Origin of the sequence: Methylobacterium sp. XJLW, assembly GCF_003254375.1 — a bacterium.
Taxonomy (GTDB): Bacteria; Pseudomonadota; Alphaproteobacteria; order Rhizobiales; family Beijerinckiaceae; genus Methylobacterium; species Methylobacterium fujisawaense.
The window spans coordinates 424,997-440,875 of the sequence record NZ_CP016429.1; the positions used below are offsets into that span (position 1 = coordinate 424,997).

15 protein-coding genes are annotated in these 15,879 nt (G+C 69.0%); 6 read left to right on the forward strand and 9 right to left on the reverse strand.

Translation table 11 applies throughout. From position 1 onward, the window contains the following. Nucleotides 1-4 precede the first annotated feature (4 nt). Nucleotides 5-1,180, reverse strand: a complete 1,176-nt coding sequence (locus A3862_RS01905) for an MFS transporter (RefSeq protein ID WP_043760578.1) — start codon at nt 1,178-1,180, stop codon at nt 5-7. Nucleotides 1,181-2,009: 829 nt separating this feature from the next. Then, on the reverse strand, nt 2,010-2,528 hold the full coding sequence (locus A3862_RS01910; protein WP_193376710.1) for a MucR family transcriptional regulator: 519 nt from the start codon (nt 2,526-2,528) through the stop codon (nt 2,010-2,012). Nucleotides 2,529-2,821: 293 nt separating this feature from the next. Between A3862_RS01910 and A3862_RS01915 the strand changes: the two genes are divergently transcribed. Beyond that, on the forward strand, nt 2,822-4,636 hold the full coding sequence (locus tag A3862_RS01915) for an outer membrane beta-barrel protein (RefSeq protein WP_442919050.1): 1,815 nt from the start codon (nt 2,822-2,824) through the stop codon (nt 4,634-4,636). Nucleotides 4,637-4,731: 95 nt separating this feature from the next. Here A3862_RS01915 and A3862_RS01920 read toward each other — a convergent pair whose 3' ends face one another. Further along, on the reverse strand, nt 4,732-5,223 hold the full coding sequence (locus A3862_RS01920; RefSeq protein WP_111473166.1) for a nucleoside deaminase: 492 nt from the start codon (nt 5,221-5,223) through the stop codon (nt 4,732-4,734). Between the two features lie 143 nt (nt 5,224-5,366). Between A3862_RS01920 and A3862_RS01925 the strand changes: the two genes are divergently transcribed. The 4 genes from A3862_RS01925 to rsmD all read left to right on the forward strand — a co-directional run bounded on the left by A3862_RS01925 (nt 5,367) and on the right by rsmD (nt 8,261). Beyond that, complete coding sequence (locus A3862_RS01925) at nt 5,367-5,558, forward strand: CsbD family protein (RefSeq protein ID WP_043754943.1); 192 nt, start codon at nt 5,367-5,369, stop codon at nt 5,556-5,558. A gap of 77 nt (nt 5,559-5,635) precedes the next feature. Then, a complete protein-coding gene (locus A3862_RS01930) occupies nt 5,636-5,812 on the forward strand; it encodes a DUF1328 domain-containing protein (protein ID WP_043348682.1) in 177 nt (58 codons plus the stop codon). A gap of 119 nt (nt 5,813-5,931) precedes the next feature. After that, on the forward strand, nt 5,932-7,707 hold the full coding sequence (locus A3862_RS01935) for a pseudouridine synthase (protein ID WP_111473167.1): 1,776 nt from the start codon (nt 5,932-5,934) through the stop codon (nt 7,705-7,707). Then, nucleotides 7,704-8,261, forward strand: coding sequence for a 16S rRNA (guanine(966)-N(2))-methyltransferase RsmD (gene rsmD, locus A3862_RS01940; RefSeq protein WP_111473168.1), 558 nt, complete (start codon nt 7,704-7,706; stop codon nt 8,259-8,261). Before A3862_RS01935 ends, rsmD begins: the two co-directional genes overlap by 4 nt. A 6-nt stretch (nt 8,262-8,267) precedes the next feature. On the opposite strand, the gene A3862_RS01945 is transcribed toward rsmD, so the two are convergent. From A3862_RS01945 to A3862_RS01960, 4 genes are all read right to left on the reverse strand, one after another. Continuing rightward, entirely contained in the window at nt 8,268-8,642 is a 375-nt protein-coding gene (locus A3862_RS01945) for a cupin (RefSeq protein WP_111473169.1), read from the reverse strand. A 58-nt stretch (nt 8,643-8,700) separates the two neighbouring features. After that, on the reverse strand, nt 8,701-9,141 hold the full coding sequence (locus A3862_RS01950; protein ID WP_043348675.1) for a helix-turn-helix domain-containing protein: 441 nt from the start codon (nt 9,139-9,141) through the stop codon (nt 8,701-8,703). A 399-nt stretch (nt 9,142-9,540) separates the two neighbouring features. Then, complete coding sequence (locus tag A3862_RS01955; protein WP_043754934.1) at nt 9,541-10,479, reverse strand: alpha/beta fold hydrolase; 939 nt, start codon at nt 10,477-10,479, stop codon at nt 9,541-9,543. Beyond that, nucleotides 10,476-11,015 (reverse strand): phasin family protein, encoded by a 540-nt coding sequence (locus tag A3862_RS01960; protein WP_043760568.1) that lies wholly within the window; start codon nt 11,013-11,015, stop codon nt 10,476-10,478. The genes A3862_RS01955 and A3862_RS01960 overlap by 4 nt, the downstream gene beginning before the upstream one ends. 225 nt (nt 11,016-11,240) lie before the next feature. Between A3862_RS01960 and A3862_RS01965 the strand changes: the two genes are divergently transcribed. Next, nucleotides 11,241-12,893 carry an AMP-binding protein gene (locus A3862_RS01965; protein ID WP_043754932.1) on the forward strand — a complete coding sequence of 551 codons (1,653 nt, stop codon included), beginning with the start codon at nt 11,241-11,243 and terminating at the stop codon, nt 12,891-12,893. A 48-nt stretch (nt 12,894-12,941) separates the two neighbouring features. On the opposite strand, the gene A3862_RS01970 is transcribed toward A3862_RS01965, so the two are convergent. Next, the gene (locus tag A3862_RS01970; RefSeq protein WP_111473170.1) at nt 12,942-13,709 is read right to left on the reverse strand and encodes an SDR family NAD(P)-dependent oxidoreductase; all 768 of its coding nucleotides are present in this window, start codon (nt 13,707-13,709) and stop codon (nt 12,942-12,944) included. 215 nt (nt 13,710-13,924) lie between these two features. Then, nucleotides 13,925-15,871, reverse strand: a complete 1,947-nt coding sequence (mutL, locus tag A3862_RS01980) for a DNA mismatch repair endonuclease MutL (protein WP_043754927.1) — start codon at nt 15,869-15,871, stop codon at nt 13,925-13,927. Nucleotides 15,872-15,879: the final 8 nt, after the last annotated feature.

A 15,879-nucleotide genomic window follows, 5' to 3' on the forward strand; every position in this document is an offset into this window, starting at 1 on the left:
TTGTTCAGGCCCCGGGCACGGAAGCCGACGCAACTTCGTGGCGACGGCGGCTGACCGCGGTGAGGACCAGGCCGAGCCCGGCGAGGGACATCGCCGCGGCGATCAACGGAAGCTCGCGGTAGCTCGCGCCGAGGGTCAGAGCGGTACCACCGATCCAGGCGCCAACGGCATTGCCGAGGTTGAATGCGCCCTGGTTGAGCGTGGAGGCGAGGTTCGGCGCATCGGTCGCGGCTTCGACAACCCAGATCTGCAGCGGCGAAACCAGCGCGAAGACGAGTCCTGACCAGAGGACCATCACGGGAACGGTCAGAACGGGATCGTGCGCGACGGCCGCCAGGGCCAGCAAGGCGGCCACGATGCCGAGGAAGCTGCCGATGATCGTCGCCATCGGACTCCGATCGGCAAGATGACCGCCGGCGAGGTTGCCGATGGTCAGGCCCAGTCCGGCCGAAAACAGCACACCCGTCACGCCACGCGGAGAGAAGCCGGACACCCCGGTCAGGAACGGTGTGATGTAGGTGAATACGGTGAAGAAGCTCACCGATGACAGGGTCGAGATCAACATCGGCCGCAAGACCGGCCAGCGGCCGAGCGCCCTGAACTCGCTGGCGAGACGGCCATGCGTTCCCGGAAGGCCGGTGGGCACACAGAGCTGGATCGCGAGGCCCGCCGCGAGGCCGATCGCCACCACCGCCCAGAAGGTCGACCGCCATCCCGCGACCTGGCCGAGGGCGGTCCCAAGGGGCACACCCAGAACGTTGGCAAGCGTCAGGCCGGCGAACATTAGCGAGACCGCCTGCGTGCGCCTCTCTCGCGGCACGAGGTCCCGCGCCACCACCGCGCCGATTCCGAAGAACGCGCCGTGGGCGAAGGCGGTCAGGACGCGCGCCGTCATCAGCAAGGCGTAGCTCGGTGCCAACGCGCAGCCGAGATTCCCTGCCAGGAACACGGCCATCAGCGCGAGAAGCGCGGTCTTGCGCGGCAGGCCCGCGGTGGCGATCGCCACGATCGGCGCCCCCACGACCACGCCCATGGCATAGCCCGACACCAGATAGCCGGCCTGCGGGATGGTGACACCGAAGCTCTGCGCCACCTCCGGGAGCAGGCCCATGATGACGAACTCGGTGGTGCCGATCCCAAACGAGGCGACGGCAAGGGCGAGGATCGGCAGAGGCAGCACGGCAAAGTCCTTCGGCACGGGCAAGATCCGATGGTGCAGAGCAGCATCGCAGCGCGTCAGCGATTGGATAGCGCCGTTGACGCGGCGCACACTTGCGCGACGCGCAGAGAGCCCGCCGGTGCAGATCGGCCTGGCCGGAGCGGAGGAGCAGGGAGTTCCCGGTGGACGGGGGCGCGCGAACACGGGTCGCTGCGGCTGGGATGCCGCACCTGCGGCTCACCCGCGCCGCGAGCTTCCGGATGGCCGGAGCCGCCTTCGATCAGGTCGAGATAGCGCCAGCCCGGCGCCGCGCTTGGCCTAGGCGTCCGTCGGAACGTGAAGTGGAGATCGCCTCGTCCGGCGCCCCGGCGCCTGTCTTGCGAGGCCAGAAGTCGCGGCGTGACCGGCGACCACCCCCGAGTGCGGCCGCGGCAATCGATCGGTGGGATCGGCTTAAAGACGATGGAGGCCAAGTAGGCCTGAACCGAGGCAGTGTCGAAGCCACGACACCGCCTCGTTGAGCCGAGGTCATTACAACACTGTCTTCGCAGACGTCAGCATCGCAAGTCAGGTAGGTAGACGGGTCCTGGCCGCGGGGGCCGCCCGAGCTGCGGGACGCGTCCGACGTGACTGAGCGATCCGGGCCACGAGGTCCATCGTGCCTGAGCCCAAGTGGCACCGGCGGACATCGAGCGTCGAAGTCGCCGGCCCAGCGGAGCCACGCCAGCGCAGAAGGCAAGACTCCACCCAGCCAATCGCGCGAGGCCATCTGTGCGGCAAGCCGCTCAGTAGTCTTGTGTCATCGCCCGACACATTGATCGCAATGGATCGCTTCCATCGATTCGGCCGACTACTCCGCCACGACCTTTTTCCGCCCGCGCGGCTTGGAAGCAGGCGCGACCACGGCTTCCGGTGTCGGCGCCGGCGCTGGCGCCCCGACGTTCTTGCGGCGCTGCTGCCCGAGGCCCAGAGCCCGAGCCAGCTCGGAGCGTTGGGCGGAGTAGCTTGCAGCGGTCATGGGATAGTCACGCGGCAAGCCCCACTTCTCGCGGTAGGCCTCGGGCGTCAGGCCTCGCAACGTAAGGTGACGGCGAAGCGTCTTGTACGGCTTCCCGTCCTCGAAGCTGATGATATGATCCGCCGTGACCGACTTGCGGATCTGGGACGGGCTCATCTTTTCAACGGGCGAATTCGCGGCACGACTTTGAGTTGTCAAACCACTCAATGCCGCATGGATGCCGCCAATCAACCCGGGAAGCTCCGAAGCCGGCACGGAATTGTTCGACACATAAGCCGCCACGATATCTACCGTGAGATCGACCGACGGGCTGTGCTCGTTAGCTGCGCTGTCACTCACGATAAACTCCATGAGTACAAATCACCAAGTCGATCAATCCAGGTCGGATGCGATCGAATTCATCATAACGATAGCAGAGTATACAAAGAATCTCAATCATAATTGCGGAGGCGCGGAGAGATCGAAACCGCGCGGCGTCGATGCCAGGGGGATGCCAGGGGATGTCAGGGCGATGCCGTCGTTGACCGGGCATTAACCATGCCGTCGCTAGGGTTCGTTAACCATGCCGGCGACCCGTTTCTGGGCGGCATGATCGATGACCTTCGGACTTCGGTGCCGGAGATGTGGGCGGAGACCGGGATCAGGTGCGGACGGCGGCTGACCGGCGGAAACGGCAGAACTCGCGGCTGGCCGTCGCGGCGCTGAGCTTAACGCTCGCGACGCCGGCGCTGGCCCAACGCTTCGACGCGACGAGTCCCGTCACGGGTCAGCCCGACAATCCCGGCATCGGGCAGGAGGCGGCGCCGAACGGCCTGCCAGCCCTCAAGCGGAGCATCCCTGACGGCCTGACCCGCGATTCAGGACGCAGCTCGCTCGGCGGGGACACGACGGGCGGCGAGCAAACCGGAGGCGACAGCCTTCGGTCCCCGCTGTCGCCTCCGATACCGCGACAGACGCTGGTCCAGCCCGGCCAGTCTCAGCTCGACACTCGGATCACGACGGGCGGCCGGCGGACCGGCGGAAGCTCGACGGCTCCGGCCAACCTCGCCCCTTCGACACTCCTGCGCACCCGAGCCGCTCCCCCCCGGCGGATCGGGTCCGCGACCCGGCGAGTCACCCAGAGCGTGACGCAGGTTCCGCCCCCGGCGCTGCGGTTGTCGCCGGTGGTTCAGCAACCGGTGGTCGGCGTACCGAATCCGTCGACGGTGACGCCGATCCGGCCCCTGTTCCCTCTGCAGGCCATCGGACCGACACTCGGCCTCCTGACGCCGGGCTTCATCCTCGGCACCGACTTGGCGCGCGCGATCCCCACCGATCCAGCCTTCGCGCCCATCGGCTATCAGGTCGGCACCTTCACGGTGCTCCCGACCTTCGCACAGAGCATCGGCTACGACTCGAATCCGGACCAGACCAGCCGGCAGATCGCAAAGGGCTCGGTCGCCCTGCGCACAGACGCCACGGTCGACTTCCGCAGCAACTGGTCCTCAAGTTCCCTACAGGGTTCGCTCAGGGGTTCTTACCTCGAAACGCCGCAGAACGAGGCCGCGAGCCGCCCCGCAGCGGACGGCACCGTGCGCCTGCGGATCGACGCCAACCGGGATCTGCGCATCGACGCGGAGGGGCGCTTCCTGGTGGACACGCAGCGCACGTCGAGCGCCAACCTGCAGGCCCCCGCGGCGACGAGCCGGCCGCTTCTGGCTGTTTACGGCGGGTCGCTGGGCGCCACGGAGACGTTCAACCGTCTGTCGGTGACTCTGCGCGGGTCGATCGACCGGTCGGAGTTCGACAATGCCCGCTTGGCCAATGGGACGACCATCAATCAGTCCGACCGGAACTTGAATCAGTACAGTCTCCAATTGCGCACGGCCTACGAGGTCAACCCCGATTTCAGCCCATTCATCGACCTCCTCGGCGACACCCGCGTCTACGATCGGCGGTTCGACCTGACGGGTGTGCGCCGGGATTCGGACGGCATCGCGCTCGCCTTCGGCACGAGCATCGGGCTCGCGCGCTCCGTGACGGGTGAGATCTCGGCCGGCATCCAGCATCGGACCTACGTCGACCCGACCCTCCGCGACATCAATGCGCCGTTGCTCAACGCGGCCCTGGTCTGGGCCGCAAGCCCGCTCACCACCGTCCGGCTCACCGCCGCGACGGGCGTCACCGAGACGACGATCCCGGGCTCCAGCGGCGTGCTGACCGAGGTCGCAACGCTGGAAGTGCAGCACGATCTCCTGCGCAACCTGTCGATCGTCCTGGGCGGATCCTACCTCCGCAACGATTATCAGAACAGCACCATCCGCGAGAACGGCTTCTCGGCGACCGCGCGCGTCGACTACCACTTCACGCGCTGGCTGACACTGCGAGGCACTTATCTCTACCAGAAATTCGACAGCACCGTCGCCGGATCGAGCTTCCAGGAGAACACGTTCCTGCTCGGATTGCGGGTGAACCCATGAGGCGCCGCTCGCATCGCGATCGTTAGGGCCGGCGTCATCGCCTCGTCTCGCCGCGTCATCCGAGGCCGTCGAGTCTAGCGCCGCTGATCCGCGGTTCAACCGCGGCGCTGGGCGAAAAAATCCCGGAGCAAGGCCGCGGCTTCACGCTCGCGGAAGCCGCCATAGACCTCCGGCGCGTGATGGCAGGTGGGCTGATCGAAGACGCGCGGGCCGTGCTCGACCCCCCCGCCCTTCGGGTCCGACGCGCCGTAATAGAGCCGCCGTATCCGCGCGATGGATATGGCCCCCGCACACATCGGGCACGGTTCCAGCGTAACATAGAGATCGCAGCCGGTGAGGCGCTCCTCACCGAGGACCGCACAGGCTGCCCGGATCGCCAGGATTTCCGCGTGCGCGGTCGGGTCGTTGAGCCGCCGCGGTTGGTTGTGCGCGACCGCGAGGACGATCCCGTCCCGGACCACCGCGGCGCCGACGGGGACTTCCCCGGCCTCGGCGGCGGTGCGGGCGGCGGCGAAAGCGTGATCCAGTGCGGTCAGCGCTCCGGACGATGGGCGGTCCGGGCGATGGATCGGATCGGAAGCGACCATGCACTCAAGCCCGGGTCTGCACGGAGGCGCGGCGGCGTCCCGGCCTGATCCCCGTCAATGTTAAGGGCTGGAACATTCGACCGACCGTGACCGTTTCTTGAACCAGTGCGGCATCGCCGCAGGTCGAACAAGAGGACAACGCCATGAGCAGCACCACCGACAAGATCAAGGGCGTCGCCAACGAGGCTCTTGGGAAGGCCAAGCAGGGCATCGGCGACGTGACCAACAACGACAAGCTCAAGGCTGAGGGTGCGGCTCAGGAACTCAAGGGCAAGGCGCAGGGTACGGTTGGCGACGCGAAGAGCGCGGTGAAGTCGGCCACCGACAAACTCTGAACGTCAAGCACAACCGGAACGGAACCCGCCTCGCGCGGGTTCCAGTCTTGAACTGAACCGGACTAAGCGAGGATGCCATGATCGGCTGGGCTGTCACATTTCTCGTCGTCGCTCTCGTGGCGGCGCTCCTCGGCTTCGGCGGCATCGCCGGAACGGCCATGGAAGCTGCCAAGATCGTCTTCTTCGTGGCGATCGCCCTGTTCCTGATCTCCGCCGTGTTCGGCGTGATGCGCGGTCGCTCACCCCGGATCTGACGGCACACTCGCGCATCGATCTTCGAGGCGGTCCCCATGGGCCGCCTTCGTCGTTTCAGCCTCGGCTCAACCGCACGTGCCGTCTCGCCTGTAGAGTGTGGCTCTGATAAGCGGCAGGCATGACCGATCTGCCGAACGACGATAAGCCCGAGGCGGGCGCTCCCCGCCCGGCCCCCGAGTCAACCCAGGGCCAGGGCTGGACCCCGCCGACCGATGCGGGCAGTGCCGCGGACGCCCCTGACGCTCCGAGGAAGCCGACAGCCAAGGCGAAGACGGGTGCCAAGACTGCGCAGCCGCTGCCGGCGACCCCGATCGAGGACGAAGGCGCTATCGAGACGCCGCCCGGCGAGCGTATTGCCAAGGCTATGGCACGGGCCGGCATCGCCTCACGGCGGGATGCTGAAGCGATGATTCTCGCCGGTCGCGTCAGCGTCAACGGCGAGACGCTGACCTCCCCCGCCCGCAACGTCACCGAGAACGACCGCATCCTGATCGACGGCGAACCGATGCCGTCGCGCGAGCGGAGCCGACTGTGGATCTTCCACAAGCCTCGGGGGGTGGTGACCACGGCCCGCGATCCCGAGGGTCGCCAGACCGTCTTCGAGGCGCTGCCCGAAGAACTGCCGCGGGTCGTCGCGGTGGGACGCCTCGACATCAACACTGAGGGTCTCCTGCTCCTGACCAACGACGGCGGCTTGGCCAAGGTGATCGCGCATCCCGACACGGGCTGGCTGCGCCGGTACCGGGTCCGTGCGCACGGCGACACCGATCAGGCGCAGCTCGACAGGCTGGCCAAGGGCGTGACCATCGATGGCATGGAATACGGACCGGTGGAGGCCACCCTCGACCGCGTCCAGGGCGACAACGTCTGGCTGACGCTCGGCCTTCGCGAAGGCAAGAACCGCGAGGTCAAGCGTATCCTTGAGCATCTCGGCCTCTCGGTGAACCGGCTGATCCGGCTGTCCTTCGGCCCGTTCCAGCTGGGCGATCTGGAGGTCGGGCTGGTGGAAGAGGTGCGCACGCGCGTGCTGAAGGACCAGCTCGGCAAGAGCCTCGCCGAACAGGCGGGCGTGGATTTCGACAGCCCGGTCCGGGAACCGATCGCGCCCTTCGGCGAATCGCGACCGGCCGACCGGGAAGCTCGGGCTGCACAACAAGCTCCATCCCGGCGCAATGCTGCGCGTCCGGCACCGACGCCTCGGGTCTCGACGGGCGGTACCGGACCCGGACCCCGCAACTCCGCGTGGCGCGACGAGGACGCGACGAAGCCGCGGGGGACGCGCGTCCCCCGCCGCGGTGCGGACCCTCGTGCGGCGCAGGCCGCCGCGGCCGAGCGGGGTCGCGAACGGGTCGGCTCGATCCGCACCGGCGAGCGCCGCGTCGTCGTCGAGCGCCTGACGGCGACGCCTGCGGAGCCAGCGCCCGTCGAGAAGCCGCGGCGCCGCTTTGCCGACAAGGCCGGACAGGAACGGCCGGAGCGCAATGCCGGCCCACGCGGCGAACGCGGCACCGGCGAGTGGAAGCGCCGGGAGACAGGGCGAGACGACCGGCCGCGCGGGGATACGCGCTTCGAGGATCGCCGCGACGGCAAGGCTGGCGATCGGCGCGAACGCGCATTCGACGCCAAGCCGGCCGACGGAGCGGCCCGAAAGGCCGGTTCGTTCCCGCCCCGGAAACCCGCCGCCGGTGGCGGCAAGCCGGCCTTCGGAGGCCCGAAGCCGGGAGGCCCACGTCCCGGTGGATCCCGTCCCGGTGGATCCCGTCCCGGCGGCAAGCCGGGCGGATTCTCTGGCGGCGCGCCCGGCAAGGGCGGCGGGCGACCGGGTGGTCGTCCCGGTGCCCCGCGCGGCGGAGCCAAGCCCGGCGGTGGCCGACCGCCACGCGGGACGCGATGAGGATCGTCGGTGGCGCTTGGCGGGGCCGCAGGCTCGCCACGCCGCGCACCGAAGCGATCCGGCCGACTTCGGATCGACTCCGGGAATCGCTGTTCAACGTGCTGACCCATGCCTACGAGCACGCTGTCGAGGGCGCTCAGGTTCTCGACCTGTTTGCCGGGACGGGCGCTCTCGGATTCGAGGCCCTGTCGCGGGGTGCCGCCTACGCGTTGCTCGTCGATGAGGGCGCCGAAGCCCGCGCGGTGATCCGCACCAATATCGAGGCGCTCGGGGCCGAAGGCGTGACGCGCCTGTTCCGTCGGGATGCGACCCGGCTTGGGCCTGCCGCCTCGGCGGGCCCTTTCTCGCTCGTCTTCTGCGATCCACCCTACGGCAAAGATCTGGCGCCGCGCGCCCTCGAGAGCGCTGCCGCGGGCGGATGGCTCGCCCCTGGGGCTCTTGTCGTGGTCGAGGAGGCCGCAGCCGTCCAGCTGGTCTGGCCCGCGGGCTTCGAATCGGTGGAACGACGCGTCTACGGCGACACGGCGGTGGCGATCGCACGATTTAACGCCTGAGCCCCTCTAGGGAACCTCGACCATTTCCCCTGCGGAAACCGCCAGCTCAGGGCCGAAATGGATAGCCAGCCAGACGGTGGGAGACGCGGTCCAGTGGACCCGGTGCCGACGGTGCGGAGCGATCATCACGGCATCGCCAGCGACGAGGCGACGCGGGGCCGTCTCGTCGGCGAACAGGAGGTCGGCCGCGCCCGTCAGGACGGCGACCCACTCGGCGTGCGGCTGATCGTAGTAGAAGCCCGGCGGACTCGCTTGCCCGGTCGAGACGATGCGCTCCACCCGGAGACCCGGGCTGGCCACCAAGACCGACACGACCTCATCGGCTGCGCCGAGCGGCAGATCGGCCAGCAGATTGGTCACGGTCGTCGGTCGTTCGGCCATGATCCATCCCCGGCAGATCTCACGCGGCGCTGGGCTGGAGCGCCGCGCCGGCCCGATCTCACGCGTTGCGCGTTGCGGTGGGAGACTGAGGCGCCGCTTCGTCCGCCGATCGCAGCTGGGAGATCCGCGCGGCGGATTTCACCAGCGAGAGCACGTCGCGGCGCATCTGATCGTCGGCGATCTGATTGTAGGCCCGCAGGATCTCGACGGCGCCGGCCACACGAAGCAGCGCCGGGCCATTCTCCGTCGAAGCCTCGGGCTCGGGCTCGAAGAAGCTTGAGACCGGGACGCCGAGTCGCTCGGCGATTGCCTGCAGACGGCCGGCTCCGACCCGGTTCTTGCCAGTCTCGTACTTCTGGACCTGCTGGAAGCTGACACCCAATGCACTGGCCAGGGCCGATTGGCTCAATCCGTTAGCGGCCCGAAGGAACGCGATGCGGCTGCCGACCCCGTGATCAATGGCTGTCGTCTGCTTCGGCTTGGGGGTTGGGTTCGCCATCGTTGGTAGTCCGGATGTTCTTAAATGTTGGCAGGCTTGCTCGCCCGGATCCGGGGCGCCAATCACAACTGACAGGTGCAACATTGCGCCGCGAAGATCCAGACGTGACATCTGTTAGTGCCACAGGTCAGCCGCGCGTGCAACGAATGGTTACGCTTTCAAAATCTTGAGCCCGGAAGACTCCCGGGCGGGCCTCTCAGTGACCACGACATGAACAACTAAACGATCATCCGCGATCATACAAAAGTGATCGAAATCGACTAGAGCCCCGCATTCGAAAACTGCAGCGCGCTATTGGGTTGCCTGCTCCACGTTGGCCCGGGAATGCCGATCCACGGGGACACGGCGTGACACACAGAGGTTCGACCCGGAAATCGCAGCCGTTCGGTCGCGATGTGTTCACGCCGCAGGACCGAGCCAGTCGGTGACGATTCGCAACTGCTCGTCGTCCAGCAATGCAGGCGCGTGGCCGCACTGGGGGATCTCGACGCGCCGTGTCGGAGGTCCCCTGCGGGTCATCTCGTCGGCGGTCGAAGCGAGGAGCAAGTCCGAATGCTCTCCGCGCAGGAGCAGGACGGGACAGGTTATGACGTCCCAGTCGCGCCACATGCTGACGCTGTAAACCCGGCCGGGCCGGAACGCGTCGCCGATCCCGGGATCGTAGTGGGGCCGCCAGCCGCCGTTCGGCTCCTGGTGGAAGCTGTACTTGGCGATGTGGCGCCATTGCTCGTCGGTGAGCGGTCCGAATGCGCCCAGCACCGTGCGCAGGCGCGACTCGCCCGAGGCCAGGTTATGGTGAAGCCGGGGCGCGTCGCGCAGGCGCGAGCCGATCTCGCGGATGGGCGCCCAGGGTAGAAACGGGCCGATATCGTTGATCACCATCCGGCGGATCGGAGAGCGTGCGGCGGCGGCCAGGACCATTCCGGTGAGGCCGCCGAGGGAGGTGCCGACCCAGTCGATCTTCCCTGGAACCCGGAGATGCGCGATGAGCGCCGCCATGTCGGCGGCGTATTGCGGCAGGCCGTAGAGTTCCGGATCCTTCAACCAGCCGCTGAGACCGCGCCCGGGCAGGTCGGGACAGACGACCCGGTAGCCCAGCTTCGCCAGCCGATAGCCGAGCGCGTCGAAGTCGCGACCCTGGCGGCTCAGGCCGTGCACGCAGATCACCACGTGCGGGCTGTCCGCTTCGCCCCATTCCACGTAAGCGATGCGATGGAAGTCGTGCGGCGCATAGGCTTGGAAATGGCCTGTCCGGAACGGCACATCGGCGCGACTCAGATCGTCGAGCCGCAGCTTCGTCTCGGGTCCGGAAACCGGCGCCGCGCCGGCGGCGGTCACGGAGTCTCCGTGCGCGCGGCGACCTCGCGGGCGAGGCGGCTGGCCGTCTGATGGAGGTCGACCATCTGGTCGGTGAGCCGACGCGCCTGCTCCTGCAGGAACGCGATGTTCAGCGCCACGACCTCGCGGGCATCGGCTGCCGCGGCAAGGCGGTCCGCGAAATCGAGGCCCGCACGGACATTCGTGTCCGAAGCCACGAGCATCCGGTGGCTGATCTCCCGCATCGCCGCCATGGTATGGACGGCGTTGTCCTCAACGGCATTGTAGAGCCGCGCGCCGGCATCGTCCCATTGCTCGCGCAACGTGCGGGCACCGGCCGCATGACGATCGGCGAGATTGTGCGCGGTCTCGCGGCTCGAGCCCATGACCGCGCGCCAGCCCTCGAAACTCTGTGCCGCCGACGCCTCGAAGGCGTTCAGCGCCATCTCGCCGGCCTCGGCGAAGCGCTCATACGCCTCGCGCGCCCGGGCGACACTGCTCTCGGCCATGGCACGGCCGGTCTCTTTGGAGACCACCGGCAGGTTGTCGTTCCCCACTGTCGTCTCCCGCAGATCGGACGATCGCATCCGGCCTCGGCCGCGCACGGCCAAGGATAGGGCATCCGACAGGGTTGTCTTCCCGTCAATCGCGCCCGGTAACAGAATCCGCGCGCGGCCCACGCTGTCACGGCAATCGCAATTGACAGGTGTGACGGCCGCGAAATCATCGTCGCACGGAGCGCACGCCACGCTCACCGCCCGATCAGAAGGCAGCAAGTGTCGATGATGGAGACCGGACCGATCCCCGCCGAGGCTCGCGAGGCCGGCCTCCATCCGTTCGAGGTCGGGCTCGGCCGCCGGCCAGCCAACTACGTCGCGCTGACCCCGGTGAGCCTGCTGGCGCGCGCCGCCGCCGCATGCGGGGCACGGATTGCGGTCATCGACGGAAGCCGCCGCTTCACCTATGCGGACCTGTACGGGCGCTGCCGCCGCCTCGCAGCGGGCCTCGCCGGTCGGGGCATCGGATCGCTCGACACCGTCGCGATCCTGGCACCGAACGTGTCCGAGATGATCGAGGCGCATTTCGCCGTCCCGATGCTCGGCGCGGTCCTCAATCCGCTGAACACCCGTCTGGACCCGGCGACGATCGCGTTCTCGCTCCGGCACGGTGGAGCCCGGGCGCTCATCGTCGAGGCCGAGTACGCCGCGCTAGCCGCGCGGGCGCTCGGCGATTTCGCCGAGCCCGTCCTGGTGGTGGCGATCGGCGAGACCGGCATCGACGGGGCTGTGCCCTACGATTCCCTGCTCGCCGAAGGCGATCCGGACTATGCCTGGGTCGGTCCAGTGGACGAATGGCAGTCGCTCTGCCTGCTCTACACGTCGGGAACGACCGGAGATCCGAAAGGCGCCGTCTACAGCCATCGCGGCGGCTATCTCCAGGCTCTCGGCAACGCCGTGACTTTCGGGCTCACCGACGCGAGCGTGTATCTCTGGACGCTGCCGATGTTCCATTGCAGCGGCTGGTCGTATCCCTGGGCCAGCGTTGCCGCCTGCGCCACGCAGGTCTGCCTCCGGAAGGTCGAGCCGGCGGCCATCTTCCGGCTGATCGCCGAGCACCGGGTGACGCATCTGTGCGGTGCACCGATCGTCCTGTCCATGATCGCCCACGCGCCGGCCCACGACCGCGTGCCGTTCCCGCAAACGGTGCGCTGCGCGGTCGGCGGCGCGGCGCCCTCCTCGACGATCATCCGCACCATGGAGGATCTGGGCTTCCAGGTGACGCATCTCTACGGGGCCACCGAGAGCTACGGGCCCGCGACGGTCTGCCTGGCACAGCCGGATTGGGCCGACCTTCCCGAAACCGAACGATACGCCCGCATGGCCCGTCAAGGCGTGCCGCTGGCGACCCTGGAGGCCGTAAGCGTCGCCGACCCGGCGACCGACGCGCCGGTGCCGCGCGACGGCGTATCGGTCGGCGAGATCCGGCTGCGTGGCAACACGGTGATGAAAGGCTATCTCGGCAACCCGGACGCGACGGAGCAGGCGCTCGCGGGCGGCTGGTACCGGACCGGCGACCTCGCGGTCTGGCACCCGGACGGGTCGGTGGAGATCAAGGACCGGGCGAAGGACATCATCATTTCGGGCGGCGAGAACATCTCCAGCCTGGAAGTGGAGGAGGTGCTGATGCGCCACCCCGCGGTGATGCTCGCGGCCGTCGTGGCCAAGCCGGACCCGACCTGGGGCGAGAGCCCCTGCGCCTTCCTGGAGCTGAAGCCCGGCGCGACGGAACCCGCCGACCAGGAGTTGATCGCCTTCTGTCGCGAGCGGATGGCGCGCTTCAAGGTGCCGAAATCCGTCGTGTTCGGACCGTTGCCGAAGACGTCGACGGGCAAGATCCAGAAGTTCGTCCTGCGCGAGCAGGCGCGGGCTCTCTGAGCCACGCCCGTCCGGCGCGTCGGAACGGATTACGTCACCATGCAGCCCCTAGAGGCCGGAGACGAGGTGGCCCCCGTCGACCGCCACGACGCTGCCGGTCATGTAGGCGCCGGCATCCGAGGCGAGCAGCAGCAGCGGCCCATCGAGTTCCGCCGCTTCGCCCAACCGACGCTGCGGCACGCGCTTGATCAGCGCCTTGCCGGCGTCGGATTCGAAGAAGGCGTCATTCAGCTCGGTCTTGATGTAGCCCGGAGCGAGCGCGTTCACCCGAATCCCGTGGCGCGCCCATTCGAGTGCCAGACTCTTGGTGAGCTGCATCACGGCCGCCTTGGAGGCGGCGTAGGGCGCCAGTCCACCGGTCACCCGCAGCCCGAGGATCGAGGCGATGTTGACGATGCTGCCGCCCGCGCCGTGTCGGACCATGCGCCGCCCGGTTGCCTGAGCCACGAGCCAAACCCCCTTGAGGTTCGTGTCGAGCACGGCGTCCCAGTCGGCCTCGTCGAGATCGAGGGCCGGTTTCGTCGCCGTCACACCGGCATTGTTCACCAGGACCGCCACGGGTCCGAACCGCGATTCAGCGGCATCGAGCGCCCGCTCGACGCTCGCGGCGTCGGTGACGTCCATGACGACGGCATGGGCCTCTCCGCCTTCGGACGCGACGCGGGTGACGGTTTCGGCGAGGGCATCGGCCCGGCGGGCCCCCAGCGACAGGCGGGCCCCGGCGCGGGCGAGAGTTCCGGCGAAGTGACGGCCGAGGCCGCTTGAGGCACCGGTGATGAGGACGTGACGTCCGGCGAGATCGAATGGGCCCGTCATCTCAGCGCACCGACGCGACGGCCAGAGCCGCGCTCCGCTTGCGTTCGGCGTCGCGGCACGGGCCGGTGATGAGGATATCGGTCATGGCTCTGCGCCTCCCCTGCATGCACCGGCGATCCGCGGCCGCCGGCTCCCCGGTCTTCGCGCCGAGGCATCGACCGTTCTTTTGGACCGCCCCTGCCCGGTAGGCCAGCCGGACCGGCGAAGCCGTCACCTCATCGGCGGCCAAACAGCCGCTCGATATCGGCGAGCTTCAGTTCGATCGAGGTGGGACGTCCATGGTTGCACTGCCCGGAATTGGGCGTGGCTTCCATCTCGCGCAGGAGGGCGTTCATCTCCTCCGGTCGCAGCCGCCGCCCGGCGCGGATCGAGCCGTGACAGCTCATGCGCGACAGGACCGCGTCGAGGCGCCGGCCGAGCGGGCCGCCCTCCGCAGCCGGGACGCCGCCCTCCTCGTCGCCGCTGGCCTCCAGGGCGTCGAGGATGTCGGTGACGAGGTCGCGAGTCGAAGCGCCGAGCAGCACGGCCGGCACCTCGCGCACGAGCACCGCCCCCGGTCCGAAGGCCTCGATGGCGAGACCCAGCCGCTCGAGGTCCGGCGCCGCGGCGACCAGCCGGTCCGCCTCCTCGGGGCTCATCTCGACCACGTCGGGGATCAGCAAGCCCTGGCGGGCGATGCCGCCCGTTTCCCGCTCGGCCTTCATCCGCTCGTAGACGAGCCGCTCGTGCGCGGCGTGCTGATCGACGATGACGAGGCCGTCGCGGGTCTGGGCGAGGATGTAGGTTTCGTGAATCTGCGCCCGGGCCGCGCCGAGGGGATGATCCAGCGTCTCCGTCGCATCGTCGGCGACGCGGATATCGGCCTGGGGCGGTGCCGACACCGGGGCCGGATCCGGGCCCGCGAACACGGCCTGCGCAGCCTCGCCGAAGCCCGCCGGCGCGGCCGGCACAGGCTGCGGCGCCCGCCACGCGGTCTGCGGACGGTAGCCTGACGGTGCCGCGACCGACGGCGTGCCCACCGGAAACAGGCCCGGTCGCGTCGGTCGGAACAGGCTCGGGGCGGCAGCGCCGCTATGGGTCGCGAGCGGCGGACCGGCGGGGCGCAGGGCGTCGAGAGTCCGCGCGGCGCCGGTGGTGGCCGAACGGGCGCCGCCGCGCCGCAGGGCGTCGTGGATCGCGCTCACGATCAGCGCCCGCACGAGGCCCGGCTCGCGGAAGCGCACCTCGGTCTTGGCCGGGTGGACGTTGACGTCGACGCGGTCCGGGTCGCACGCGATGGAAAGGCCGAGCACCGGATGGCGGTCGGAGGCCAGGGTGTCGGCGTAGGCGCCGCGGATCGCGCCCAGCAGGAGCCGGTCGCGCACGGGGCGCCCGTTGACGGCAAGATGGATATGGGTCGCCGCGCCGCGATGATAGGTCGGCAGGCCGACATGGCCGGTCACGGCAAAGCCCTCCCGGGCCAGGGAGACCGGCAGCGCATTGGCGAAAAAATCCGGCCCCAGAACAGCGGCGAGCCGGCGCAGCTCCGCCTCGGGTCCGGTCTCCGCGGGCAGGACCAGGGGCTGCCCGGCATCGGCGCGAAGGGTGAAGCGGATCCCGGGCTGCGTCGCGGCGAGCCGGCGCAGCGTTTCGGCGACGGCGGTGTTCTCCGCCCGGTCCGATTTCAGAAACTTGAGCCGTGCCGGTGTCGCGGCGAACAACTCGGTCACTTCGATCCGGGTCCCACGCTGCGCCGGTGCCGGACGGACCTGACCCTTCAGCCCCGCCTCGACCGTCAGGCTGGCCCCGGCCTCGGCATCCGGGGTCCGGGTGACGATGGCGAGCCGCGACACCGCGCCGATCGACGGCAGCGCTTCGCCGCGGAACCCGAGGGTGGCGATCGCCGTGAGGTCGCCGCCTGGAAGCTTTGAGGTGGCGTGCCGCTCCACCGCGAGGTCAAGATCGTCCGGCGTCATGCCACGGCCGTCATCGACGACCCGGATCAGCCGCCGTCCCCCGGCCTCGATGGTGACCTCGATGGCACCGGCCCCGGCATCGATGGCATTCTCGACCAGCTCCTTCACGGCCGAGGCGGGACGCTCAACGACTTCGCCGGCCGCGATGCGATCGACGAGCACGGGGTCGAGGCGACGGACGGACGGCGCGGTCAGGGCGGTGGACATCGCCACGG